Source organism: Streptomyces sp. NBC_00344, from assembly GCF_036088315.1.
GTDB lineage: Bacteria > Actinomycetota > Actinomycetes > Streptomycetales > Streptomycetaceae > Streptomyces.
This window is the reverse complement of the sequence record NZ_CP107996.1, coordinates 440,332-465,044: the sequence shown is the minus strand read 5'-3', so window position 1 is coordinate 465,044 and position 24,713 is coordinate 440,332. Positions and strand designations below refer to the sequence as shown.

Here is a 24,713-nt window from a genome sequence, read left to right as displayed (position 1 = left end):
TCAGTCGCCCGCCACCATTGACGCGGTGTGTGCACGGACCTGCTCCGGCGTCAGGTAGGAGTCCGTGTACTCGAAGTCGCGCAGCGTGGCGCGCTTCTGCGCCTGGAAACCGGTGCGTACGAAGTCGTCCCCGGCGATCGCGTTGATCATCCAGTTGGTCAGCACCCGGGTCTTGGCGACGTTCGTCCGCAGCGCCGACCAGTGGTAGCCGCGTGCCACCGCCTGTGCCGGGAGTCCCCTCAGTTCGATGCCCAGCGGCTTGGACACCGCGTCCTTGCCACCGAGGTCGACGACCAGCCCCAGGTCCTTGTGCACGTAGGGCTGCAGCGGCCGGTGGCGCAGCAGGGCCATGATGTTGTCGGCGATCTTCCGGCCCTGGCGCATCGAGTGCTGCGCGGTGGGCGGGCAGACGGCTCCGTCCCCCTTGGCCAGGTCGGGGACCGCCGCGGCGTCGCCCAGCGCGAAGACACCGTCATGACCCGGCAGAGTCATTTCCGCTGTCACCGCGAGGCGGCCGCGTACCGTCTCCGCGCCGAGGGTCGCGATCAGCGGACTCGCCGCCACACCCGCCGTCCAGATCAGGGTGCGGCACGGCAGCACCCTGCCATCGGTGAACGTGACCTTGTCGGGACCGGCCTCGGCGATCGACACGCCCAGGGACACCTCGATCCCGCGCGCCCGGAGGATGTTCAGCGCGCTGAGGCCCAGCTTGTCACCCAGCTCGGGCATCAGCTTCGGGGCGATGTCGATGAGATGCCACTTGATCAGTTTCGGGTCGATGTGCGGATAGTGCTTGACGGCGTTGGTGGTGAGCCGCTGCAGGCACGCCGCGGTCTCGGTGCCCGCGTATCCGCCGCCGACCACCACGAACTGCAGACGGGAGATCCGCTCGTTCTCGTCCTGACTCGCGTCGGCGAGATCCAGTTGCTCGATCACGTGGTCCCGGACGTAAGCGGCTTCCGCCAGCGTCTTCATGCCGCGGGCGTTGTCGATGAGCCCAGGGATGTCGAAGGTACGGGTGATGCTGCCGGGAGACAGCACGATGTAGTCGTACCGCTCATTGACGATCTCCCCGGTGACCTTGCGGATGACACAGACCTTCGCCTTGGTGTCCACCCCGATGGCACCACCCGGGATGATCCTCGTGCGGTGCTTCTGGCTGCGGCGCAGCGATACGGCGACCGACTGCGGAGTGAGCACGCCCGACGCCACCTGGGGGAGCAACGGCAGGTAGAGCTGGTAGGAGAAGGGCGCGACCAGCGTGATCTCTGCTTCGCCCACAGAGAGCTTGCGCTCCAGTCGCCGCACGCACTCCACTCCGGCGAAGCCGGCGCCCACTACGAGAATCCTGGGTCGTCCCACGGTGTTCGTCCCTTCTCAGGTCTGCACGGTCGTCCCCACCCGCCTGCCCACTAACCGCTGCCTGGCACAGCCCATCTTCGCGGGCCGATCGTGAGTTCGCCTGCTGAGCATGTCGGAGGAGCCCGGTGTGGTGGCGTTCCGGGCGGAAATCAGGCCTGTCCATCGGAAGTACACTCCACACATGGGTGACACGGATGCGATGAGGGAGCGCCTGCGACAGGCCCCTCGGACGCAGGGCCCTGCCGCCCCCAGGGCGCGCTGCCGTGCGCTGCACGGTCACGGCTAGCCGGTTCTCCGCGGTCTCCGTCCGGACTCTTCGTCCGGCCCCATTGTCCGCAAGGGGTTTTTTCCGTCGCCGCTCTTGTGGTGACGCCCCCTGGCGTCCCCGCGTCACATCATTCCGCAGCCTCTGGTCCGGCTCCGGCGCAGCTTCAGGCGCCGGCGCGCGGGCCGGCCGCCGCATCCCCCGAGAGGACCCCCGTGAAGTTGAGCGAGTTGCTGGCCGGGTACGACCACGAGGTTCTGTTCGGCGACCCTGGGACGAGGATCACCGCAGGGGCCTGTTTCGACGCTCACCGTGTCTCGCCGGGTTCGCTGTTCATCGCTGTGCCCGGCCACCGCGAAGGGGGGCCTGAGGCTGTCGGATCCGCGCTGGCCAAGGGAGCCGTGGCGGTGCTCGTCGACGGCGCGTCGCCCTGTCTGCCGGCCGAGGTGCGGACCACGGCTGCGGACGCGTGCGTCGTGAGGGTGGCGGACACCAGGGCGGCCGCCGCGGTCGTCACCTCCCGCTACTACGGCGAGCCCGGCCGGACCATGGACATGGTGGCGGTCACCGGCACCAACGGGAAGACATCTGTCTCCTCCATGGTGGAGTCCTTGCTGCGGATCGCCGAAGGTGTCCGGGCAGGGGTGATCGGGACTGCCGGCAGTCGGATCGGTGACGAGTTGATCCCGATGCCGCGTTCGGTACTCACGACGCCCGAGTCTCCGGACTTCCAGTATCTGCTGGGCCATATGCGCGACCACGGGGTGGGCACGGTGGTTCTCGAGGCCACATCGATGGGACTGCTCCACCACCGGGTGGACCACGCCTTCATCGACGTGGGTATCTTCACCAATCTCACCCAGGACCACTTGGACGACCACGGCACCATGGAGCACTACCGGGACGCCAAACTCCGGTTGTTCGACGGGCTCTGCCGCAGTGCGGTGGTCAATGCCGATGACCCGGTCGGAGCCGCCATCCCGTCGATGATGCCGGGCGCTGTCAGCACGTACGCCCTGGATGCCGATGCCGACTACCGCGCCACGGATCTCGATATGGACGCATTCGGTACGCGCTTCACGCTCCATCACGCGGGACGTAAGTACCCTGCGGCGATTCCTGTCCCCGGGCGGTTCTCGGTGGCCAACGCGCTGGCAGCCGTGGCCGCCTGTCATCTGCTGGGTCATGACCTGGCAGGACTGGTCGCCGCGCTCGACCGAATGCCCCCGGTTCCCGGGCGCCTGGAGCGCTTCGAGACACCTCAGGGGGCCGCTGTGATCGTGGACTACGCCCATTCACCCGATTCGCTGGACAAGGTGCTTTCCGCCGTCCGGGACTTCGCCGAAGGGCGCGTCATCACCGTCTTCGGCTGTGGAGGAGACCGCGACACCACCAAACGAGCGCGCATGGGCGAGATCGCCGGAACCCACTCCGACCTCTGTGTCCTCACCTCCGACAACCCACGGAACGAGAATCCCGAGAAGATCATGGATGAGATCACGCCGGGGCTTACCGCCGTCGGCACCCGCTTCGAGCGGATCACCGACCGCCGCGGGGCAATCGCCTTCGCGCTGTCGGCTGCGGGCCCCGGGGACATTGTGCTGGTCGCCGGAAAGGGCAGCGAGCCTTATCAGATCGTCGGCGAACAGCTGATCCCGTTCAGCGACATGGCCACTGTGCGGGAGCTCGCAGCCCAGCAGGGGTAGCGGAAGGCGCTGTTGAACCGCCGACCCTGCGGGCGGGAAAGCGCAGGACCGCTTCTGGCGGGCGCCGCTCGCCTGCGTCGTCCTCCCGATGCAAGCGTCGCTCCCGCCGGACTCCGGCCGCCCGCCCCTTCCGTGGGGGACGACATGCCGATGTCTCCGTGACCGGCGGGCACGACTGCCTCCGGCCCCTACAGTGGCGGCATGGGGGAATCACGGCCGACCTCGGCTTTCCATTCGGACAACATGGACGCCTCGCACACCGACCGGCTGATCGAAGCACTGGATACCCAGGCGGCAAGCGCGGGCGTGCGGCGACTTCGTGACTGGGGGCACCAGGGGCTGGCCGCGCAGCCCGGTGAACGGGCACTGGACATCGGCTCGGGAACCGGTTCGGAGATCCGGGCGCTCGCGGCGGCTGTGACATCGAGCGGCTACGCGGTAGGTGTGGAGCCCAATCCGGGACTGCGGGAAACCGCCCGGCAACGCGCGGCCGACGCGGGCAGCGTGGCCCGGTTCGTCGGCGGTGACGCCCTCGCCCTGCCGGTCGATGACGCCGACATCGATGTGGTCTGGTGCGAGCGGGTGTTCCAGCATCTTGCCGAGTCGGACAGGGCGGCGGAGGAGATCGCCAGGGTGCTGCGGCCGGGCGGGCGGGTCGCGCTGCTGGACACCGACTGGGCGACGACGATCCTTTATCCGGGCGAACCGGAAGTGGTGGCCGTACTGACCGGCGGTGCGCTCTCCGCGGCCGCCAACCCGCACGCCGGACGGAAACTCGTGGGCCAACTCGCCGCGGCGGGACTGGAGATCGACGATCTCGGCTCCCAGGCGCTCATCCAGGACCCGGGCAAGGTCACCTGGCCCCTCGTCCGTATGCTCGGTGAGAAGGCCGTACAGAGTGCGCTGATCACGGAGCAGCAGCGGGACCGGCTGTACGCGGATCTCACCGCGGCGGCCGAGCGGGGCGGGCTGCACATGTCGGTGACCATGTTCGGAGTCATCGCCCGCAAGCCCCGCTGACCCTCGCCCGGCTGCTTCCGAACTCCCCTCCTCAGGAACCGTTTTGGAGTTCCGCCGGGGAGTCCGTACCATCCGGTGATGATCATGAGAAAACGGTCGGCTGCCGGGGCGTGTCTGCTCCTGGCGGCCCTGGCCGCCGGAACCTTCCCCTCTGCTGCCGTGGCCGGAGAACCGTCCGCGAAGCCGGCACCCAAGGTCGAGCTGGTGCTCGATGTGAGCGGCTCGATGCGGACGCGGGACATCGACGGTGGCTCCCGGATGACCGCGGCGAAGCAGGCGTTCAACGAAGTCCTGGATTCGGTGCCCGAGCATGTGGAACTGGGCATACGCACGCTGGGCGCCGACTATCCGGGCAACGACAGGAAGACCGGGTGCAAGGACACCCGGCAGCTCTACCCCGTCGGTGACCTGGACCGCACCGAGGCCAAGACCGCCGTTGCCACCCTCGCCCCCACCGGCTGGACCCCGATCGGCCCCGCTCTGCAGGCCGCGGCCCGCGATCTCAAGGGCGGGACGGCGACCCGCCGGATCGTGCTCATCTCGGACGGCGAGGACACCTGTGCCCCGCTGGACCCCTGTGAGGTGGCCCGCGACATCGCCGCCCAGGGTCTCCATCTCGTGGTCGACACACTCGGGCTTGTGCCCGACACCAGGACCCGTAAGCAGTTGACCTGTATCGCGGCGGCCACCGGCGGTACCTACACCTCGGTGCGGCACACGAACGAACTCTCGGGACGCGTCACCCAGCTGGTGGACCGCGCGGCCGCGCCGGTCGCCACGCCTGTCGCGACCGAGGGGGCCGGCAGCTGCGCACAGGCCCCCCAGCTGAAGCCGGGCCTCTACAGCGACCGGCAGCGGTTCGCCCAGCACCGCTGGTACCGCGTGGATGTCCGGCCGGGTCAGGAGCTGCGTGCTTCGGTGAGCGTGGCTGCCGATCGGGTGGTCAACGGCGACTACGGAGTCCTGCTGCAGGCCATGACCCAGCACGGCAGGGAGATCGTCCGGGGCCAGGAGACGGGCACCGGTCGTACCGACGCGATTTCCACGGGCCTGCGCTACCCCAAACCGCCGGCCGGCTCCGATGACGCGGACGGCTCATCGGCACCCGCCGAGACGGTCTGCCTCCAGCTCAGCAACTCCTTCTCCGCGCCACCGGCGGTCAAGACCGAACCCGGCCTTCCTGTCGAACTCGACATCGCGCTCGTGGACGCACCCGACCAGGCCTCCGACGTCGCCGCCTTCGGACTCGGCCGCGGCTGGTGGCTGCTCGGCGTTCTGACGCTCACCGGGCTCCTCGCGGGCCTGCTGTGGGGCTGGATCTCACGCTGGCGCCTCACGGTCTGGAGGACCAACTGATGCGTACCACCCGGATACTGCCGGCGCTGCTGGCCGGCCTCGCCCTCTTCGCCTCGGCAGGCACAGCCGTGGCGGGCACGCCTTCGCCGTCCGCGTCTTCGCCGCGGTCGGCGGACGGCGGTGACGACGCCGGTGCCCCGACCGAGGCGGGCACCGACTTCCGTACGGCGACAGCCGTCGCACAGGGACAGCGCGCCACGGCGAGCGCCTCCACCGGCGACTACCTGTACTGGGTCTTCCCGGCCGACGCCGGTCAGAACGTCACGGTCGACGCGACGGTGAAACTCCCCGAAAGCGCCACCCGGCACGGCGCCGCCACCTGGCAGCTCGACATCTACGACGGACTGCGCCGCCGGCAGGCCTGCCGGTACGGCAGCCAGACCCGGGTCGCCGCACCTGACGCCACATCGGTCACCATGACCTGTCACCTGCGGGCCGTGCGGTCCTGGGCAGAACCGTGGGCCAACGACCCACTGCCCGGGAGTTACTACATCAGGCTGACCGTCCTGGACCTGCCGCAGCAGGATCTGGGGCTGCCGGTGCAGACGGAGGTGCAGGCCGCCGCGGAGGACAGCGGCGGTTCCCACGATGTCGGCGGCAGGCTTGCCGCACCGCTCGCGCCGGCCGCTGCCGCCGGAGTGTCACAGGCCGCGGATTCCTCCACGTCTCAGCCTGCGGCCGCCACCGCCGTCGAACCCGAGGACGGCTGGTCGTCAGGCTGGTGGTCCGACCGCTGGATCTGGACCGCGGGCGGAGGGGTCCTGGGGGCTCTCGCCGGCATTGCCGGGTATGCGCTGACCCGCGGGCCCGGCCGCCCTTCCCGCGGAGCGCCCGCCGGACGGGTCTGACTCCCTCCGCCCCGTCCGGCCGGAAGGATCCGGACGGGGCGGACGCGCACGCCGGCGGTCAGCGGGACCGGAGTCCGAGATCGCGCAGCAGCCCGACCGCCTCGGCCGCGCGGGCGTGGGGGACGAACAGATGGTCGTGATGGAACCCGGCGACCACATTGCAGCTCATGTCCGACGCGGCGAGCTCCCGGGCGACCGCCGCGGTGAGGCCGACCGCATCGAGCGCGGAGTGCACGCGCAGTGTGATCCAGCCCGCCACATACCCGTAACCCAGTCCGGCCGCGTCGGCTTCCTGCTGTGTGAGGACGAGGGTGAGGCCCTCCGGCTCAGACACCGTCACCACGGGTGTGACCCCCGGAGGGACATCACCGGTCAGGGTGGCGAACACGTAGCGCCCGTCGTTCAGTTCGGGGCGCATGCCGCTCAGCAGTGTCCGTAGCTCTCTCTCGCCGCTCATGACCAGCAGATTACGCTTGCGGGGGCCGCCGGTCCTTCCCGTCGGTTCCGGGACCGAACCAGGCGCTCAGAGCTTCGCGCAGGACCCGTTGGGGCCACCGACGATCACGACGTCATGGGTCATCGCGGATCTCCTCCCGCCCGGGGGCGTCCGGTGACGGCCCCTTTCTTGCTGTCAGCCTGGGTTGACACGAGGTGCGTGTCAACCCAGACTGACATTCATGGAAACGCGAGATATCTCGGAACGTCTCAGGTCGCACGACCCCGCCGTGGGGCTACGGGCGGTGGGCGCCCTGCACCGGCTGGCCGAGCAGGTCGAGGCGGCATCGGTGGCGCGCGCCCGGGAACAGGGCTGGTCCTGGGAGCAGATCGGGGACGCGCTCGGCGTGTCACGGCAATCCGCACACACCAAACACGGGAAGTGAGACAGCGATGTTCGAACAATTCGCGGCAGGTGCCCGCGCTGTGGTCGCGGCGGCTCTGGACGAGGCGCGGCTGCGCGGCGATCGCCGCATCGGCACCGAGCACCTCCTGCTGGGTGTGCTCCACGATCCTGACTCGTCCGCGGTACGGACCCTCGGCGTCGACCTCGATACCGCCCGCACCGCCCTCGACACTCTCGACCGGTCCGCGCTGGCCGCGATCGGCGTCGATGTCGAGGGTGTCGAGCGTCCGCCGGTCCCGGTTTCGCGCAAGCGCACCCCTCTCACCTCGGGGGCCCGCGCGGTCCTTCCGCGCGCCGTTGGCGAGGTACGCAGGGACGGCAGCCGCCGCATCGGTCCCGAGCACCTGCTGCTCGCGCTTCTCGACTGCGAGCAGCCGGACCCCGCTGCGGAGCTGATGGGACAACTGGGAATCGACAGGACCGCGGTACGCGGTCGGATCCGGAAGGGGTGACGACGCGTCATTCCGGCCAGGCGGAGTTCAGAATGATGTCGACGAAGTCCTGCCGGGCGAATCCGGGTACGAAGTGGGCGAGCACGTCGTCGTTCATGGTCCCGAACGTGGTGTCGGGACGGTCCTTCATCCCCTCGGTGAACGCCCGCAGGATGCGCCGCTTGAAGTCCGGCCGGTGATGCGCGTCCGTCACCGCTCCGATCTGCTCGGTCGTGATCTCATCGAGGTCCAGGCCGATAACGTCGGTTTCCACACCCGCGGTGACCAGGGCGATCTCTGGTTCCAGGTGCTCGGCGATGCCGGGAGTCGTGTGCAGCGCGATGGACAACCACACGGCGCGTGCCTCCGCCTCACTGCGGCCGTGCGCCAGCAGGAAGTCCCGGGCGAGGTCGGCGCCGTCGACTTCGAACCGCTGGTCGGTGCGCCGGTAACGTTCGGTCAGACCCAGGTCGTGGAACATCGCTCCCACGTAGAGGAGTTCGGGATCGGGGTCCAGGCCCCGGTGCCGGCCCTTGAGCGATCCGAAGAGAAATACCCGGCGGGAGTGGTCGAAGAGCAGGGGGCTGGTGGCCGCCCGTACCAGTTCGGTGGCCTCCTGAGCCAGCGCCGTCCCGGGGATCGTGATCCCCGCGATCGTCTCGGTCATCGCGCTCTCCGTCGGTCGTTGTGTTCTGCGGTGTCGGTGTGGTTGTCGGTGCCTGTGAACGTGGCCGTGGCCGTACTCGTGCCCGTGCGAGTGCCCGTGGCGGTACTCATGCCTGTGCCTGCACCTGTGGCCCTACTCGTGCCCGTGCACATGGCCACGGCCGGAGTGCCGACGGATCGCGGGCGGGCCGAACGGTCGGCGGTCCCGCCGACCGTACCGGGCCCGGCAGCGCGGGAACCGCCGGCTGCGGTGGATGCCACCACCGTCACGGCTGACCGGCGGCGGCCCTGAGCGCTGCGATGTCGATCTTCTTCATGCCGAGCATCGCCTTCATCGCCCGTTGTCCGCGTGCGGGATCCGGGTCGTTCAGGATCTCGACCATCCCGTCGGGGGCGACCTGCCAGGAGAGTCCGTACCTGTCCTTCAGCCATCCGCACGGGCCCTCCTGCCCGCCGTCGGAGAGCTTCGCCCAGTAGTAGTCGATCTCTTCCTGGTCGGCGCAGGTGATCATCAATGAGATCGCCTCGTCGAATGTGAACTCGGGACCGCCGTTGATCGCGATGTAGTCCTGGCCGTCGAGGGAGAAGTCGACGGTCAGCACCATTCCGGCGGGCCTGGGGCCGGCCTCGCCGTAGTGGGTGATGCCCTTGATTTCCGAGTTCGGGAACACCGACACGTAGAACTCGGCAGCCTCCTCGCTCTCGGTGTCGAACCAGAGGTTGGGCGTGATCCGGGGCATGACTCTCTCCTTTGGTCGTCGCGATTCCGCCTTGCATCTGTTCCGACTCCCGCGCAGGCCGAAACTCATCGCACCTGACGGCGGAGACCTGCCGCCCATGACCGGCAGGGGAGGGGCCGGAGCGCACCCGGAGAGGTCCTGTCCGGAATCTACTCACCGCGGCTACCAGGCAGTAGCGTCAACGGCGTTCTCCACCCGACTCCGCTGGAGGCTCCATGCGCGCATCACTGTTCAGACCCGCCGGGACTGTTCTGTCCACGGCACTGTTCACCGCGGTCGCACTGTTCGGCACGTCGGCACCTGCCTCGGCCACGGATACCGCGGGGCCGCGTTACTACCTGGCCCTGGGCGACTCGCTGGCCGCTGGATACCAGACACTTCCCGGCGGCGGCCATGTGACCGGTCGCGGCTATGCGCAGGACATCGCCCGCACGCTGGCGGCGCGCGCGTCGGCCGGCGGGGGTTCCTTCGGCTTCGTCGGACTGGGCTGTCCGGGCGAGACGACCGGCTCCATGATCGACGGCGGCTGTCCCTATCCGCACTCCTACGCCGACTCGCAACTCGCCGAGGCGGAGACCTTCCTGCGTACCCATCACGACGCACGGACCGTGGTCACCCTGGACATCGGAGCCAACGACGTCGACCGGTGCATGACTGCGGGAAACATCGATGTCGCCTGCACGGTGGCGGGTATCGGCAAGGTCCGCAGCGGGCTGGACACCATCCTGGACCGGCTGAAGGCCGCAGCGGGTCCGCGTACCCGGATCGTCGGTATGAACCTCTACGATCCCTACCTGGCGGCGTGGATGACGGGCTCTCAGGGACGGTCCGCGGCAGCTCTGTCGGTACCGCTCGGGGACGCGCTCAACGCCACGATCGGCCTCACGGACGCTCTGCACGGGATACCGACGGCCGATGTGGCCGCGGCGTTCCGCACCAACAGCTTCCTTCCGCTCACGCCGCTGGGCGGGCAGCAGGTGCCGCTGAATGTGGCCCGTATCCTGCAGTGGACCAATATGGCACGCGGTGACATCCATGCGAACGACACTGGCTACCAGGTCATAGCGGATACCTTCCTCAAGAAGTTCTGAACCGGCGGTTCATGACCCGGCCCCCGCAGTGAAGACGGGCAGTGCGACCCCGGGGCCGGCGTGCCGCTGCCAGGCCCGGGGTTGCACTGCCCGTCCGGGACGGCCGGCCCACGGAGCCGGCGCGGCTGCGCCCCCCGGCTCCGTGGGCCGGCTCAGGGGCTGCCCGTGCACTGCGGATCGGGTACGACCGCCTGGTGAGCAGGGATGATCTTCGTGTCATCTTCTTCGGCCCGGACAGCGCGGGTCGTGGTGTAGGCGCGCTGTCCCACGGCCACGCATTTAGTGGTGAGACTGCCGGATCCGTCGGGGAATTCGTAGATCTCGGCGGCGGAGTCCTCGCCCGCCCGTCCGCTGACCGGCGCATCCGCCTTGCCCCGCTCATCGTCGTGCTGTCGTGAACACCCGAGTGTGAGCGCGAGGGGGACACAAGCGGCGAGGGCGGCTCGTTTCACCGGCTGCCTCCGCAGGTGCTGTCCTCGACTATCTGGACATTCGACGGGGCCGAGGCGTTCGTCGTGACATACGCGCGATTGCCGTGGCCCACGCATTTGGTGGCGATGTTGCCGAATCCGTCGGGGAAGTTGAACACCTCGGCAGGGGTGTTGTCGCCTGCCTTCCCCGATACCGGAGCGTCGCCCTTGCCGCGCTTGTCGTTGTAGTCCTGCGAACATCCGGACAGAGCCACGAGTACCAGGCTCGCGGCCAGTGCCAGGCCTGTTGCCGTCCTGAAGTCTCGCTGCATGGGCCCCCCTTGGTCGGAACGATCCGGACCTGAAGACGCGGAGCGGCGTGCGGTGGTTGCCGGAGGCCGGTGGCGGTCCGGCCGGAATGCCGGATGAGGGCGTCGGCGGGCGCCCAGCCGCCGGAGGGCGCCGGCGGGCCCCCGTGGACGCCGGGCAACTGTGCCGTGACCGAACAGTCTTCAATCCTTTAACGCGGCCGGGCCTATTGACGTGTTCATGGCTCCATCGCTTTGATGACGGCCGGGCCGCTGACTGCCCTCGTCGTCTCCGGGTGGTGGAAGCCGATCCGGAGTGCGTGGGTCCGACTGCGCCGACACACCTATCTCCCCATGTCCCGGGGGCGAGGTGCGATGTCGAATGGGAGCGCTCCCATTCGACACCGCACCACTCCACCTCAGAGAGAGGAACCATCCCGTGCCCCACCCTCTCCGCACGTTACGAAGAGCTTTCAGGATCGCAGCCGTGCTGGCTGCCGCGCTGTTGCTGCCCCTGGCGGGTGTACATGCGGCGCAGGCCGCGACCGCCGCAGCACCCGGCGACGGCTACTGGCACACCAGCGGCCGGCAGATCCTGGACGCCGAAGGCCATCCGGTGCGCATAGCCGGGATCAACTGGTTCGGCTTCGAGACGGCCAACTACGTGGCACACGGCCTGTGGTCTCGCGACTACAAGAGCATGATCGACCAGATGAAGTCGCTGCACTACAACACCATCCGGCTTCCCTACAGCGATGACATATTCCGGGGCACCCAGCCGTCCAGCATCAACTTCTCCTCCGGCATGAACAGCGATCTGCAGGGCCTGGATTCGCTTCAGGTGATGGACAAGATCGTGGACTACGCGGGCCGGGTCGGGCTGAAGGTCATCCTCGACCGGCACCGGCCGGACGCGGGTGGCCAGTCGGCGCTCTGGTACACCGCGTCGGTCCCGGAATCGACCTGGATCACCGATCTGAAGGCGCTGGCCACCCGGTACGACGGCAATGACGCGGTGATCGGCATCGATCTGCACAACGAGCCGCACGATCCGGCGTGCTGGGGCTGTGGTGACACCACGAAGGACTGGCGACTGGCAGCCGAACGCGCGGGCAACGCCGTGCAGTCGGTCAACCCCGATCTGCTGATCTTCGTCGAGGGTGTCCAGACCTTCGGAGGCGAATCCGGCTGGTGGGGCGGCAACCTCAAGGGCGTCGCACAGTACCCGGTCGAGCTGAACGTGCCCCATCATGTCGTCTATTCGGCGCACGACTATGCGACGAGCGTGGCCCAGCAGCCGTGGTTCACCGACCCGTCCTTCCCCGCCAACATGCCCGGCGTCTGGGACACGTACTGGGGCTACATCTTCAAGCAGAACATCGCGCCGGTGTGGGTCGGCGAATTCGGGACGACGCTGCAGTCGGGCGTCGACCAGAAGTGGCTGTCGGCCCTGGCCGACTACATGAGGCCCACCGGCACGTACGGCGGCGACAGCTTCTCGTGGACCTTCTGGTCGTGGAACCCGGACTCGGGAGACACCGGAGGCATCCTCAAGGACGACTGGTCCACCGTCGACACCGTCAAGGACGGTTATCTGACGGCCATCAAGGCACCGGACTTCAGTGGTGGGGGCAGCGGCGGCGGTGACGTACAGGCCCCGACCGCCCCCAGCGCCCTCAGAGTCACCGGCCGCACCAGCAGTTCGGTGTCACTGACCTGGGCGGCGGGTACCGATGACACCGGGATCGCGGGTTACGACATCTACCGCGGCTCCAGCAAGGCGGGCGCGTCGACCGGCACCACCTTCACCGACACCGGTCTCGCGTCCGGCACTCCGTACACCTACACCGTCCGGGCGCGTGACGCGGCCGGCAACACATCGGCGGCCTCGGCAGCGGTCACCGCCACGACCAGCGGCGGCGGCACCGGCAATGCCGGATGCAGCGCGGCGTACAGCGTGAGCGATGACTGGGGCACCGGTTTCACCGCGGAGGTGACCGTGACCAACACCGGCTCCGCGCCCATCACTTCGTGGCAGGTCACGTGGGGCTGGTCCGGGAGCCAGCAGGTCACCAGCATGTGGAACGCCTCAGCCACCCAGACCGGTAGGACGGTCACCGTGAAGAACGCCGATCACAACGGCGCCATCGCTGCGGGCGGTCACACCGGATTCGGATTCCAGGGAACCCCTGGAGCCGGCGGTGTGCCGACCGTGAGCTGCACCGCCTCCTGACAGGACGCCCCCCGGAGGGGGCTGTCGCAGGCCGCAGGCCTGTGGCGGCCCCCGCGCGGCGCGAAGACCAAGAAGCCTTTAGGGGTAAATGACAGGCACTTGGTAACTTGTCGTTTCTTCTCCTGTCCTGCGGAAGAGGCTTCTCCGGGTGTGCGCCCCAGATCGAGCGCTGCCTGTGCGGCCGTGTCCGCAGCTAGCCGAAAGCGCTGACGATGTCTGAAGTCGGTTCCCCCGCCGCGGGTGCGGTTCCGGATGTCTCCGTCGTCATGGCGGTGTACAACGCCATGCCTGTTCTCACCGAGTGCCTGGATTCGGTCCTTCGCCAGTCGATCGGCCTGGACCGGATCGAGCTGCTTCTGGTGAACGACGGCTCGACCGACGGGAGCGCGGCGGAACTCGACCGCCTCGCGCACCTGTATCCGCAGGTACGGGTGGTGCACCAGGCGAACTCCGGAGGGCCGAGCCAGCCCCGTAACCGCGGGCTGGATCTCGCCCGCGGCCGCTATGTGTTCTTCGCGGACCCCGACGACTACCTCGGGCCGGAAGCGCTGGAGCGCCTGGTGGCGATGGCCGACTCACGGAGCAGCGACGTGGTCGTCGCCAAGGTGGTCGGAATCGGCAGAGCATCGGCACCGCAGGCCTACAAGCACGCCGAGCAGGTGGATCTGTACACCTCCGAGGTGTACCGCTCGCTGCTGCCGATGAAGCTGTTCAGGCGCTCCCTCGTCGAACAGCACCGGATCCGCTTTCCGGAGGACCTCTGGCTGGGCGAGGACCAGATCTTCGTCACCGAGGCGTTCCTGGCGGCGGAGGTGATCTCGGTGGTCGGAGACTATGACTGCTACTTCCTCCGCGCACTGGACAACGGCGGCAACCTCACCGCGCGGCGGCGCGCCCCCGACGACCGCCTGCTGGTCTTCGAGCGGGTGATGGCGCTGGTCGCCGAGCGGGTCTCCGACGCGGTGGGCCGTCGCCGTATGCTCGCCCGTCACTTCCGGTCACTGATCGCGAAGGCGCTGATCCTGTCGCTCACCCAGGACCAGGACATCGCCGACCGGACCGAGGTGACCGCCCGCTGCCGGGCCCTGTGCCACGCCTACTGGGACGACTCGATGGCGCCCGAGCTGTCCGCCCTCGCCCGGCTGCAGCTGTACGCGCTGATGACCGGGCATGATCATCTGCTGCCCGAACTGGCCCAGTACACCGCTCCGGGCGCACCTGATCTGGTGATCGAGTCAGGGCGGGCGTACCGGAGTGACTTCCCCCGCTTCCGGGATCCCGCATCCCGCATTCCCGACGATGTGTACGACGTGACGGACCGGCTGAAGGTCAAACAGAGCGTCTCCGACGTGCGGTGGGCCGACGGGCTGCTGCACGTGGCGGGGGCCGCTTTCATCCCGATGATCGACACTCATGACATGGCGACCCGGCTGGTCCTGCGCGGACGCAGCGGGGAAGGCGAGCGGTCGGTCGCGGTGCGGCACACGGCGACGCCGGAGCTCACGGAGAAGCACGGCGGGGGGCGTTACGACTACGGGCTGGCCGGGTGGACCGCGGAACTGGACCTGAATCACATCGAGGATGACGGCCCGCTGCCGGACGGCGTCTGGGACGCGTACATCCAGGTGCGGGCGCAGGGGGTGATGAGGGAGGCCCGGCTGGCAGCGCCGCCGGTTCTGGCGGACGGGCCTCGGACGCCGCACGGCCATCTCGAGACCGCGGTGGCCTACCGCACCAAGGGCGGCAGGCTGAGTCTCGACATAGGAGGTCTCTTCCACACCGCCCCCGCCCGGGTTCGTGTGCTGGAGGCGGTCTGGGCCGGAGGCATCCTCTGTTTCCGCGGCACGGGGTGGATCAGCGGGGTGCAGGAACGTCCCTTCCAGGCTCAGGTCTTCCTCCGGCGCCGCACCGACGGCCATGAGGTCGCCGTCGAAACCCAGTACGTCCCGCAGCGGGTGGGCCCCGATGAAGCAGTGGAAGGGCTCGCGTTCACGGCGGCGTTCGACCCGCTGACGGTCTACGCGGGAGACCAGCTGCCCGGGGGGGTGTGGGACGCCTTCCTGCGGCTGGCGGTGCCCGGCCTGGTGCAGGACGGCCGGCTCGGAGCGGATGACACCCTGGACAGGCGTCATCTGGGGCGCACCCGGATGATGGCCGGCCCGCAGGGCGAGCCAGGTTTCATCACCCCGGTAGCCACGGCCAACGGGCACCTGGCGGTGCACAGCGGAGAGAGCCTCTTCATGCCGGGAAAGCAGCTGCTCATCTCCCAGGTGTCGCGGGGCAGGGGCCAGGAAGCGCTTGTGCGGGGGCGTATCGGCCTGCACGACCTGCAGTACGGCCAGCTGGCCCTCGTCCTGACCGAGAGCGCAGGCGCCGCACACCGGGTGCCGGTCACCCCGGAACCGGCGCGGCCCGGAGACTCCGCGTCGCCGGAGCAGGAGGCGAACACCGATCAGTGGCCGTCGTTCACGGCGGCCTTCGCTGTCGGAATACAGCAGCTCCGGCGCGCGGGTACGACGGCCCGCTTCGAACTCACCGTGGGCGGGCGCAGCTATGAATCGACGATCCGGCTGACGTGACGGACGCAGGGCCTGTCCGCCGAAGCGCCGTCGCCCGGACGGCCGGTACGGCTGTCCGGCGCTGCGGCCCCTTCGCGGGCTGCGCCAGGCTGCGGGGCCGACGAGCCGGATCGGCCTCGCAGGGCAACGGCCGGGAGGACACGCGGAGTTCCGGTACCGGGTCAGCTGCCGTCAGTCCACCGGCTCGGCCGTCCAAGTGATCAACGGAGGTCGTACCGATGCGCACACCGGGCGCCCCTGGGGGTCGGTGAGCCGCAGCCGCGCGGTCAGGCGCCCGGACCGGACTGCGGCCTCGAGCACTTCGGGTTCCACGGCATCCAGCATCAGTTTGGCCCGGCGGAACATGACGGGCCGTCCGCTGTCGTCCAGCGTGACCCAGGAAAGATAGACGAACCGGCCACCCAGGCCGTTCTGGACATAGGGCCCTGTGATGGTGGTGCCCGTCGAAGCGGGAACGGCTGTGCATTCCAGGGTCCAGACGGCCGACGCGCTGTCACCGGCATGCAGAGCGATCACCTCGTCCGGCTTGTTCCTTGCCTGGACGCCCACATGGATGTCCACGGCGTCGGCGAAGTCGGCGGCGCGGTTGGTGCGACCGGGGAGTGCGGAGGCTTCGATGCGGATCTGCATGAAGTCATTGTCGCGCCGCGGGCGTGGAGCGTTCGCCGTGGGCAAGCAGCTCTCGCAGCCTTATTGACGTGAACCTGTCGATCAATCAATTATTGAGAGCGCTCTCATTCCTCGTGCTTGCTGTCCGCCCCGCCGGTCGTGGAGTTCTCGGAGGTTCCGCATGGAAGCAAAGCGGCAACGGGGGCGGATGCCATGAGCCGCACCATCCGCCGCGACGGCCGCGGCCATGTGTCCGGTCCGCTGAGCGCGTCCCCCGATCCGGCCCCGGCGGCAGGCGGTGGCCGACTGCCCCCGCGTCCACGGCCGGCACGGGTGTACCCGCTTCACACCGAATGATCCGAGTTGTGCTTCGGGGTCGCGTCCGGCTGCGTCGGCCCCTCCCCCCTTCACCCCTTCACCCCTTCACAAGGAGGAAGAGCGTGTACCGACTGAGACTCAACGGGCCCGGACCGCTGCGGAAACTGCTGGCGCCGATGGTCGCCGCGCTGACCTTCGCGGCCGGCTGCACCGTCTTCGGTTTAGCGGCGCCCGCCGCAGCGGCGGTCCCGGCAACGATTCCGCTGACCTTCACCAACAACTCCGGGCGAGCCGACCAGGTCTACGTCTACGACATCGGGACCCAGCTGTCGACCGGCCGGCAGGGCTGGGCCGACGCGAGCGGCGCGTTCCACGCCTGGCCCGTGGGCGGTAATCCGCCGACACCGGCTCCCGACGCCTCGATCGCGGGCCCGGCCAACGGCCAGTCCATGACGCTCCAGCTGCCGAAGTTCTCCGGCAGGATCTACTTCTCCTACGGGCAGAAGCTCGTCTTCAAGCTGACCACCGGCGGACTGGTGCAGCCCGCCGTGCAGAATCCCACTGATCCGAACAGGGACATCCTCTTCAACTGGTCCGAGTACACGCTCAATGACGCCGGACTGTGGATCAACAGCACCCAGGTCGACATGTTCTCCGCCCCTTACGCGGTCGGTGTGAAAGCCCCCGACGGAACCACCAAGAGCACCGGCCATCTGAAGCCGGGCGGCTACAACGGCTTCTTCAGCGCACTCAGAGGCCAGCCGGGCGGCTGGGCCAATCTGATCCAGACGCGTTCCGACGGCACGGTTGTGCGGGCGCTGTCGCCGGGTCACGGCATCGAGTCGGGTGCGCTGCCCGCCACGGTCATGGACGACTACGTCAGCCGGGTGTGGAGCAAGTATGCGGGCTCGACGCTGACCGTGACACCCTTCGCCGACCAGCCCAACACCACGTACTACGGTCGGGTCTCGGGCAACGTCATGAACTTCACCAACGGTTCGGGAGCCGTGGTCACCTCGTTCCAGAAGCCCGACGCCGACAGTATCTTCGGCTGCTACAAGCTGCTGGACGCGCCGAACGACCTGGTACGGGGGCCGATCTCCCGCGCTCTGTGCGCCGGGTTCAACCGCTCCACCCTGCTGGCCAATCCCAACCAGCCCGACACGAGTTCCGCGAACTTCTACCAGGACGCGGTGACCAACCAGTACGCCCGCAAGATCCATGCGCAGATGGCCGACGGCAAGGCGTACGCCTTTGCCTTCGACGACGTCGGCAACCACGAGTCGCTGGTCAACGACGGCAACCCGCAGCGCGCATACGTCACTCTCGATCCGTTCAGCTGAGGGCTGTCCCGGATGGCCGGGCAGCCCCGGACGGAGCTGCCCGGCCGGCTCAGGTTTCGGCGAAGTGTGAGCGTATGGGGGAGATCGCCACGCGCTTGTTCCGTGCTCTTCACCTCTCGGCCCGGGGGGTGTGGGATCGTCCCCGAGACCGTACGCCGTCATCGCCGTGCCTGAACACGGCAGTTGGAGAGGACACCCCACATGTCCCGTCTATTGGCCACCAGATGGATATCCGCCGCCGCTGTCGCCGCCGCGGCGGTCCTGAGTGCGGCGCCCCCCACCTTCGCCGCCCATCCGACGAGCGTCACGCTGTCGTCCACGACGTCGAGCACGCTGGACGACACGTACTACGCGGACGCGGAAGGCAAGACCGGTGCCGCCCTCAAGGCGGCGCTGCACACCATCATCAGTACGCAGTCCAAGGTGACATACAGTCAGGTCTGGACCGCCCTGCAGAAGACCGACGAGGACCCGGCCAACTCGGCTGACGTGATCGAGCTGTACACCGGGCGATCGGTACCCAAGAGCAGCAGCGGCGGCAGCACGGGTGACTGGAACCGTGAGCACGTCTGGGCGAAGTCGCACGGCGATTTCGGCACGGCCACCGGCCCCGGCACCGATCTGCATCATCTGCGGCCGTCCGATGTCACGGTGAACGGCATCCGGGGCAACAAGGATTTCGACAACGGCGGCACTCAGGTTTCAGGCGCCCCCGGTAACTACACCGATTCCGATTCGTTCGAGCCGCGGGACGCGGTCAAGGGTGACGTCGCCCGCATGATCCTCTACATGGCCGTGCGCTACGACGGGGGCGACGGGTTCCCCGACCTCGAGCCGAACGACAAGGTCGACAACGGCACCGCCCCGGCGATCGGCCGCCTCAGCGTCCTCAAGCAGTGGAGCCAGCAGGACCCGCCGGACGCCTTCGAGGAGCACCGCAACGACGTGATCTACAACGACTACCAGCACAACCGCAACCCGTTCATAGACCACCCCGAATGGGTCGCCGCCATCTGGTGAGCACGCCCGGAACGTAGTCGGTGACAGTGAGGGGCCCGTGCTGCCAGGTGCACGGGCCCCTCACTGCCGCCGGAGCGGTGGCGTGCCGCTCATGGGGCGCGTGTCGTCCGGCGCTGTGACCCGCCAGAGATCACCGCGCAGCCCTTAGAATGCCCTTTACGGACAAAACGGAAGGGTCGGCATGGGGCACTGGCTGTACCGGAACATCGTCGAGCCGGGAAAACTTCCGCTGCTGCTGGCTCTGGTCGCCTTCGTGCTGTCGTTCCTCATCGTGCGCTCCATCGCCCGTCTCATCCGCGCGGGGCGCGGACCCTTCGGCAATGTGACGCCTGGCGGTCTCCATATCCACCATGTGGTTCCCGGTGTCGTACTGGCAGTCATCGGCGGCTTCGGCGCAGTGGCCAGCGGCAGGTTCGGCGTCGGGGCCTGCGTGTTCGCCGTGGTGTTCGGAACGGGGGCCGGCCTCGTCCTCGACGAGTTCGCCCTGCTCCTCCACCTGGCCGACGTGTACTGGAGCGATCAGGGCCGCAAGAGTGTGGAGATCGTGGTGCTCACGGCGGCGCTGGTGGCTCTGGTGCTGGGCGGGTTCCTGCCGTTCGGTGTCAACGAGCTCACCCCGCAGGAGGAGCACGGCAGGGCTGCGATCGTCGTCAACGGCGTACTGAACTTCGGCTTCGCGCTGGTCGCTTTGGCCAAGGGCAAGCCACGTATCGCGCTGATCGGTGCGGTGGTCCCCTTCGTGGCCCTGATCGGCGCGATCCGGCTGGCCAGGCCGGTCTCACCGTGGGCGAAGCGCTTCTACCGCAGCCGGTATCGCACGCGCGCCAGGTCGATCCGGCGCACCTACCGGCACGACAGACGCTGGGCCGGGCCCCGCCGCCGGGTCGAGGAACTGATCGGAGGTGCGCCGGACCCGCCGGCCGCTGCCGGCGGGCCCGGACTGCCCCGCTGACCGGTCGGCGGTCCGCGAAAGGCCCACGGTCTGCGAAAGGCCGCCGGTTACGACCTCTGCGGGGCGGCAGCTTTTTTCAGGAAGCTGTTCCAGCCTCCGGCGGGGGCCTGGCCGACGTCGAGCGTGCGGAGCCCGGCAAGAACCCGGGAGTCCTGTACGTCGAGCCAGTCGACGAACTGCCGGAACGAGACGAGTCGTACGTCGCTGATGTCGTGAATCCTGGTGAGGACGGCTTCGACGGCGTCCATGTAGATTCCGCCGTTCCATTCCTCGAAGTGGTTTCCGACGAAGAAGGGCGCCCGGTTGGTGGTGTAGGCACGCTGGAAGCCGGCGAGGTACGCGTCGGTCGCCTGTTTGCGCCAGCCCGGATAGTTGGCGGACGGGCCGTGCGTCGCGTTCTTCGACTGGTTGGCCAGGATGTTGTAGTCCATGGAGAGGACTTCGAAGGAGTGACCGGGGAAGGGGATTCCCTGGAGTGGCAGGTCCCACAGCCCGCCTCGTTTGACGGGCCAGGTCTGACGCCCGCCTGGTGAGCTCGCGTCGTAGCGCCAGCCGAGCTGTGCGGCTGCGGGCAGCAGGTTGTCCTGGCCGAGGAGGCAGGGTGTGCGGGAACCGATGAGTTCCTTCTCGTAGTCGAAGGGCAGCGGCTCCAGATCGCGCCGTCCGGTGTTGGTGCGCCACTGTGTGACGAAGGACTTGGCCTGCTCGATCTCGCTCGACCACTGGGCCGGTGTCCAGTTCGCGACGGAGCCGCTGCCGGCGCAGAAGTGGCCGTTGTAGTGGGTGCCGATCTCATGCCCGTCGAGCCAGGCCTGACGGACGTACTTGAGCGTGAGCGCGAGGTGTTCGTCCGTGAGGTAGCCGATGTCCGATGCGCCGACGGGGTTGTTGGGCGGACGATAGAGGGACTTCTTCGATTCGGGCACGAGATAAAGCCCGGAGAGGAAGAACGTCATCGCCGCGTTGTGCTGTTCGGCGAGATCGAGGAATCGCGGGAAGAGACCGTTTCCCACTTCTCCGGCCCCGTCCCAGGAGAAGATCACGAACTGGGGCGGAGTCTGTCCCGGCTCGAGGGGAACAGGGGGCTCGGGCTGATGCGGCTGCTTTCCGGTGTCGGCTGTCGAGCCGTCTCCGATGAGTCGTACCGAATTCTTGTCGGGGGCGGCACCGGCCTGCGGTGGTCTGTTCTTGTTCGGCGGGGGTGTCTGTCTGCTGCTGTCACAGCCTCCGAGGGCAATCGCTGCCGCGGCCCCCAGTCCCGCACTCAGAACGCTGCGTCGGCTCGCTTCTGGCATGCCGCTCCCTTCGCACCCCAGTGGAGAGAGTGCTTTTTCAGGTTCCATTAGTGTGTTTACCTGAAAGTCATACCGCTCCGAAGGGGTGTTTTGTCCGTGCCGCGCTCAGCGCCGTGACCGAGCACCCGCGCGGCGTAACGGCGAGGGAGTGCGGGCAGCTCCACGCCCCGGGGGCACCGATGCGCCCGACGTCATGGAGGATGGGCGGGATCATGTCCCATGGTGCGTTCACCCGCATCCCCGCGACCGGCCACCGGTATCGACGAAAGCTGACACCTCCCGTGCCCTCAGTGATCCGCCGGTCGGCCGGCGTTCTGCTGCTCACCGCCCTCGCCGGATGCTCCGCCGGTCCGGCCGCGCCTTCCGGTTCCGCCGGTGCGGCCCCGGCCTCAACGGCCGTTACCGGAAAGGGCGTACACCAGCCGACCGCCAACGCCGCTTTCGACTACCAACTGGGCGGCGCCTATCCGCCTCCGGCAGGGACCCGCGCGGTCTCCCGCGACCGCGTCGAGGATCCCGTACCCGGTGTGTACAACATCTGCTACGTCAACGCCTTCCAGTCGCAGCCCGGCGATGCGGTGGCCTGGTGGAAGCGCAAGCATCCGGGGCTGCTGCTCCGCGACGGCGCCGGGGCGCCTGTCGTTGACACGGACTGGAATGAGCCGCTGCTTGACATCTCCACCGGCGACAAGCGCCGCAGTCTCGCGGGCATCATCGGCGGCTGGATCGACAGTTGCGCGGCAGCGGGCTTCGACGCCGTCGAGCCCGACAACCTGGACTCCTACGAGCGGTCGGACGGTCGTCTCACTCCGGCCGACGCGGTGGAGTTCGCCCGGCTGCTGACGCGCCGCGCACACCGTCAGGGACTGGCTGTCGCCCAGAAGAACGCGGCGGACCTCCTCACCAGGCGCGCACGGACCGGCTTCGACTTCGCCGTCGTGGAGGAATGCGGCAGCTATCAGGAGTGCCCTGACTTCGCCGGCGCCTACGACAACAGGGTCTTCGACATCGAATACCGGCAGAAGGACTTCAGGAAAGCCTGCCGTTCCTGGGGAGGCGACCTGTCGATCACCCTGCGGGACCGGGAGGTACGGCCTGCCGGTGAGGAGGGATACGTCCAGCGGCGCTGCTGAGCCCGGTTGCCTGCGCTCGGCTGTCGTGTCCTCTCAGGCACGGGCGGGATAGTCCGGTGCACGTGCGCTTGAGGAGGGCATTCCGTGCGGCGTCCCGACCGCACGGTCGGGACGCCGCACGGAAGCGGGGTGCCCGCGTCCCGGCGCCGCACTCAGGCGGGGCAGCCTGCATCGGAGATCACGTAGTAGCCGGCGCCGGTTTGCGCGAGGGTGTGGCTGATGAAGACGTTGTAGAGGCCCATGTTCTGATTGGACCCGTCGGCGTAGGTGTAGCCGCCGCTCTGGTGAGCCCGTCCCGCCGCGACCTGGCTGTAGTTGGTGGCGGTGTAGCACTGCGGCTTCGAGCCGGTCGTCGTCACGGTGATCCCGGTGGAGCGAGCTCCGGCGGCGCCCTGGGAGTCGACTGCGGCGACCGTGTAGACGTAACTGCCCCCCGCGCTCAGTCCGGTGTCGGTGAAGGATGTCCCGGTGGCCGATCCGGTGGCTGCGCCGTCGCGGTAGACGGTGTAGGAGGCGGCGCCTTCCACCGCGTTCCACGTCAGGGACGCGCTCGTGTCGGTGGTCTGCCCGGCTTTCACGCCGGCTGGGGCGGGCAGGGATCCCGTTCCACCGCCGGGGGTTGATCCGTCCAGCCCCCAGAACAGTGCGGTGTAGTAACTGGAGCAGATGGAGTTGATGTAGTAGGTGCCCGTGGTGCCGCACTGGTCGGTGCCCGACCCCGGGCTGACGGCGAGTCCATGGGCCATACCGGAGATCGAGTAGAGCTCGACGGCGGGTTGTCCGGTGGAGTCGTTGTACGTGCTCAGAGTGGTGCCTCCGGGCAGGCTCCGGGTGCTGGACGCGGTCTGGCCGACACCCCAGACATTGGTCCACTGATCGCGCAGTTCAGTGCCGTTCACCGGGTTCACCGTGGTGTCCGACGTCCCCTGCCAGATGGCTACGCGCGGCCAGGGCCCCGTATGGCCCGGGTGCGAGGCGCGCACCCTGTCGCCCCACTGTGCGGGGGATAGGTTCTGGTTGCTGTTCTGGCAGCCGGAGGCCGCGGCCGATGTGGTGGCACACTGCGCGGGCAGACCCGAAGCCACCGCGCCGCCGGCGAAGACGTCGGGGTAGTCGGCGAGCAGATCGGCGGTCATACCGCCGCCGGCGGAAAGACCGGTGACGTATATCCGGTGGCTGTCGGAGCCGTGCTGTGCTGCGGCCTGGTTCACCATCTGCATGACGGACGCGGCTTCGCCCTTGTCCCGGGTGTCCTTGGTGGAGTCGAACCAGCTGAAGCAGGAGAGCGAGTTGTTGGACGGGTCGGTCTGCGGGAAGACCACTTCGAAGCCCCACAGATCGGCGTACTTCTGCCACCCGGAGTGTGTGTAGTAGTCGTTCGCCGACTGGGTGCACCCGTGCATGGCGACCACCAGAGGCGCGTTCGGCGGGAGGCCTGCCGGAGTGTATGTGTACATGGTCAGATGTCCTGGGTTCGAGCCGAACCCGGTGATCTGCTGGAACCCAACGGCGGCAGTACCGGTCGGCGCCGCCGCCGCGGTGCCGGGCCCGACGGCGAGAATGCCGAGGACGGGGACGAGCGCGAGGTACCTGAAGAGACGGAGTGGACGGAACGGGCGCATGGGGACTCCTGTTGAGTGGGGAAGCCGGAAATCGGGGACGGCATCGCGTCGCCGAGGTGAGGGACGCGGGACGCGCTGCTTCAGCCACCGAGGCCACTGACGCCGGAACCTACGGCCCGGTGGTGTGCGGCGGATATATGAGGGGCCGATACGGACCTGCCGGCCCCGGTGGTGGACCCGGCCATGGCGGGAGCCCTCCACTTGTTCTACAGAACGCCCCTCAAGAGGCACCGGTCCATGGACACGGGCACCACAGCTCGCCACGCGTGCCCTGGCTCCGGGGCAACTCCTCTGAGTCATAAAGGAACTGAGTACGTGTACTCATTCGTGAGTCGGTGGCCTGCCGGACACTGGACCGGAAGCAGGCCTCGACCGGAGACCCGCAGGGGGAGGACAACGCCATGACGGTGCACCGGACGCCTGCGGTTGTCGCGCTGACGGCCCGCCTGCTGGTCGCGGCAACTGCCTTAGCGGCGCCCCGCCCTGCACGGCGCCGTCGCCCGTC

Annotated in this window: 22 protein-coding genes; 13 read left to right on the top strand and 9 right to left on the bottom strand. The window is 68.5% G+C overall.

The genetic code is table 11. The features are described from left to right. Positions 1–1,362 (bottom strand): NAD(P)/FAD-dependent oxidoreductase, encoded by a 1,362-nt coding sequence (locus tag OHS16_RS02245; RefSeq protein WP_328535433.1) that lies wholly within the window; start codon positions 1,360–1,362, stop codon positions 1–3. A 480-nt stretch (positions 1,363–1,842) separates the two neighbouring features. Here OHS16_RS02245 and OHS16_RS02240 point away from each other — a divergent pair, with 480 nt between their 5' ends. The 4 genes from OHS16_RS02240 to OHS16_RS02225 all read left to right on the top strand — a co-directional run bounded on the left by OHS16_RS02240 (position 1,843) and on the right by OHS16_RS02225 (position 6,557). Continuing rightward, a complete protein-coding gene (locus OHS16_RS02240) occupies positions 1,843–3,333 on the top strand; it encodes a UDP-N-acetylmuramoyl-L-alanyl-D-glutamate--2,6-diaminopimelate ligase (protein ID WP_328535432.1) in 1,491 nt (496 codons plus the stop codon). 201 nt (positions 3,334–3,534) lie between these two features. Beyond that, positions 3,535–4,353 carry a methyltransferase domain-containing protein gene (locus OHS16_RS02235; RefSeq protein ID WP_328535431.1) on the top strand — a complete coding sequence of 273 codons (819 nt, stop codon included), beginning with the start codon at positions 3,535–3,537 and terminating at the stop codon, positions 4,351–4,353. Between the two features lie 78 nt (positions 4,354–4,431). After that, positions 4,432–5,709, top strand: a complete 1,278-nt coding sequence (locus tag OHS16_RS02230; protein WP_328535430.1) for a VWA domain-containing protein — start codon at positions 4,432–4,434, stop codon at positions 5,707–5,709. Continuing rightward, the gene (locus OHS16_RS02225) at positions 5,709–6,557 is read left to right on the top strand and encodes a hypothetical protein (RefSeq protein ID WP_328535429.1); all 849 of its coding nucleotides are present in this window, start codon (positions 5,709–5,711) and stop codon (positions 6,555–6,557) included. The genes OHS16_RS02230 and OHS16_RS02225 overlap by 1 nt, the downstream gene beginning before the upstream one ends. A 58-nt stretch (positions 6,558–6,615) precedes the next feature. Here OHS16_RS02225 and OHS16_RS02220 read toward each other — a convergent pair whose 3' ends face one another. After that, positions 6,616–7,014 (bottom strand): ACT domain-containing protein, encoded by a 399-nt coding sequence (locus OHS16_RS02220; RefSeq protein WP_328535428.1) that lies wholly within the window; start codon positions 7,012–7,014, stop codon positions 6,616–6,618. Positions 7,015–7,234: 220 nt separating this feature from the next. Between OHS16_RS02220 and OHS16_RS02215 the strand changes: the two genes are divergently transcribed. Together OHS16_RS02215 and OHS16_RS02210 are read left to right on the top strand one after the other, a co-directional pair. Beyond that, a complete protein-coding gene (locus OHS16_RS02215; protein WP_328535427.1) occupies positions 7,235–7,438 on the top strand; it encodes a helix-turn-helix domain-containing protein in 204 nt (67 codons plus the stop codon). A gap of 7 nt (positions 7,439–7,445) precedes the next feature. Next, positions 7,446–7,910, top strand: a complete 465-nt coding sequence (locus OHS16_RS02210) for a Clp protease N-terminal domain-containing protein (protein ID WP_328535426.1) — start codon at positions 7,446–7,448, stop codon at positions 7,908–7,910. Between the two features lie 7 nt (positions 7,911–7,917). On the opposite strand, the gene OHS16_RS02205 is transcribed toward OHS16_RS02210, so the two are convergent. Both OHS16_RS02205 and OHS16_RS02200 read right to left on the bottom strand, forming a co-directional pair. Then, positions 7,918–8,556, bottom strand: a complete 639-nt coding sequence (locus tag OHS16_RS02205) for an HD domain-containing protein (RefSeq protein WP_328535425.1) — start codon at positions 8,554–8,556, stop codon at positions 7,918–7,920. A gap of 265 nt (positions 8,557–8,821) precedes the next feature. Further along, on the bottom strand, positions 8,822–9,295 hold the full coding sequence (locus OHS16_RS02200) for a VOC family protein (protein ID WP_328535424.1): 474 nt from the start codon (positions 9,293–9,295) through the stop codon (positions 8,822–8,824). A gap of 215 nt (positions 9,296–9,510) precedes the next feature. On the opposite strand from OHS16_RS02200, the gene OHS16_RS02195 reads away from it, so the two are divergent. Further along, positions 9,511–10,386, top strand: coding sequence for an SGNH/GDSL hydrolase family protein (locus OHS16_RS02195; RefSeq protein ID WP_328535423.1), 876 nt, complete (start codon positions 9,511–9,513; stop codon positions 10,384–10,386). A 152-nt stretch (positions 10,387–10,538) separates the two neighbouring features. Here the strand turns inward: OHS16_RS02195 and OHS16_RS02190 are convergent, their stop codons facing one another. Continuing rightward, entirely contained in the window at positions 10,539–10,838 is a 300-nt protein-coding gene (locus OHS16_RS02190) for a hypothetical protein (RefSeq protein ID WP_328535422.1), read from the bottom strand. Continuing rightward, positions 10,835–11,128, bottom strand: coding sequence for a hypothetical protein (locus OHS16_RS02185; protein WP_328535421.1), 294 nt, complete (start codon positions 11,126–11,128; stop codon positions 10,835–10,837). Before OHS16_RS02185 ends, OHS16_RS02190 begins: the two co-directional genes overlap by 4 nt. 415 nt (positions 11,129–11,543) lie before the next feature. Here OHS16_RS02185 and OHS16_RS02180 point away from each other — a divergent pair, with 415 nt between their 5' ends. Both OHS16_RS02180 and OHS16_RS02175 read left to right on the top strand, forming a co-directional pair. Beyond that, a complete protein-coding gene (locus tag OHS16_RS02180; RefSeq protein WP_328535420.1) occupies positions 11,544–13,337 on the top strand; it encodes a cellulase family glycosylhydrolase in 1,794 nt (597 codons plus the stop codon). A 212-nt stretch (positions 13,338–13,549) separates the two neighbouring features. After that, positions 13,550–15,916: a glycosyltransferase family 2 protein gene (locus tag OHS16_RS02175; protein ID WP_328535419.1), complete on the top strand. Its 2,367-nt coding sequence runs from the start codon at positions 13,550–13,552 to the stop codon at positions 15,914–15,916. A gap of 171 nt (positions 15,917–16,087) precedes the next feature. Here OHS16_RS02175 and OHS16_RS02170 read toward each other — a convergent pair whose 3' ends face one another. Beyond that, the gene (locus OHS16_RS02170) at positions 16,088–16,546 is read right to left on the bottom strand and encodes a DUF5990 family protein (protein ID WP_328535418.1); all 459 of its coding nucleotides are present in this window, start codon (positions 16,544–16,546) and stop codon (positions 16,088–16,090) included. A gap of 473 nt (positions 16,547–17,019) precedes the next feature. Between OHS16_RS02170 and OHS16_RS02165 the strand changes: the two genes are divergently transcribed. The 3 genes from OHS16_RS02165 to OHS16_RS02155 all read left to right on the top strand — a co-directional run bounded on the left by OHS16_RS02165 (position 17,020) and on the right by OHS16_RS02155 (position 20,158). Beyond that, complete coding sequence (locus OHS16_RS02165) at positions 17,020–18,186, top strand: glycoside hydrolase family 64 protein (RefSeq protein ID WP_328540686.1); 1,167 nt, start codon at positions 17,020–17,022, stop codon at positions 18,184–18,186. A 201-nt stretch (positions 18,187–18,387) separates the two neighbouring features. Next, on the top strand, positions 18,388–19,206 hold the full coding sequence (locus tag OHS16_RS02160; protein ID WP_328535417.1) for an endonuclease I family protein: 819 nt from the start codon (positions 18,388–18,390) through the stop codon (positions 19,204–19,206). Positions 19,207–19,387: 181 nt separating this feature from the next. After that, on the top strand, positions 19,388–20,158 hold the full coding sequence (locus tag OHS16_RS02155) for a hypothetical protein (protein ID WP_328535416.1): 771 nt from the start codon (positions 19,388–19,390) through the stop codon (positions 20,156–20,158). A gap of 47 nt (positions 20,159–20,205) precedes the next feature. On the opposite strand, the gene OHS16_RS02150 is transcribed toward OHS16_RS02155, so the two are convergent. Beyond that, positions 20,206–21,453, bottom strand: a complete 1,248-nt coding sequence (locus OHS16_RS02150) for a hypothetical protein (RefSeq protein WP_328535415.1) — start codon at positions 21,451–21,453, stop codon at positions 20,206–20,208. A gap of 281 nt (positions 21,454–21,734) precedes the next feature. Between OHS16_RS02150 and OHS16_RS02145 the strand changes: the two genes are divergently transcribed. Further along, entirely contained in the window at positions 21,735–22,586 is an 852-nt protein-coding gene (locus OHS16_RS02145; RefSeq protein ID WP_328535414.1) for an endo alpha-1,4 polygalactosaminidase, read from the top strand. A 152-nt stretch (positions 22,587–22,738) separates the two neighbouring features. Here the strand turns inward: OHS16_RS02145 and OHS16_RS02140 are convergent, their stop codons facing one another. Beyond that, on the bottom strand, positions 22,739–24,208 hold the full coding sequence (locus OHS16_RS02140; RefSeq protein WP_328535413.1) for an extracellular catalytic domain type 1 short-chain-length polyhydroxyalkanoate depolymerase: 1,470 nt from the start codon (positions 24,206–24,208) through the stop codon (positions 22,739–22,741). Positions 24,209–24,713 lie beyond the last annotated feature (505 nt).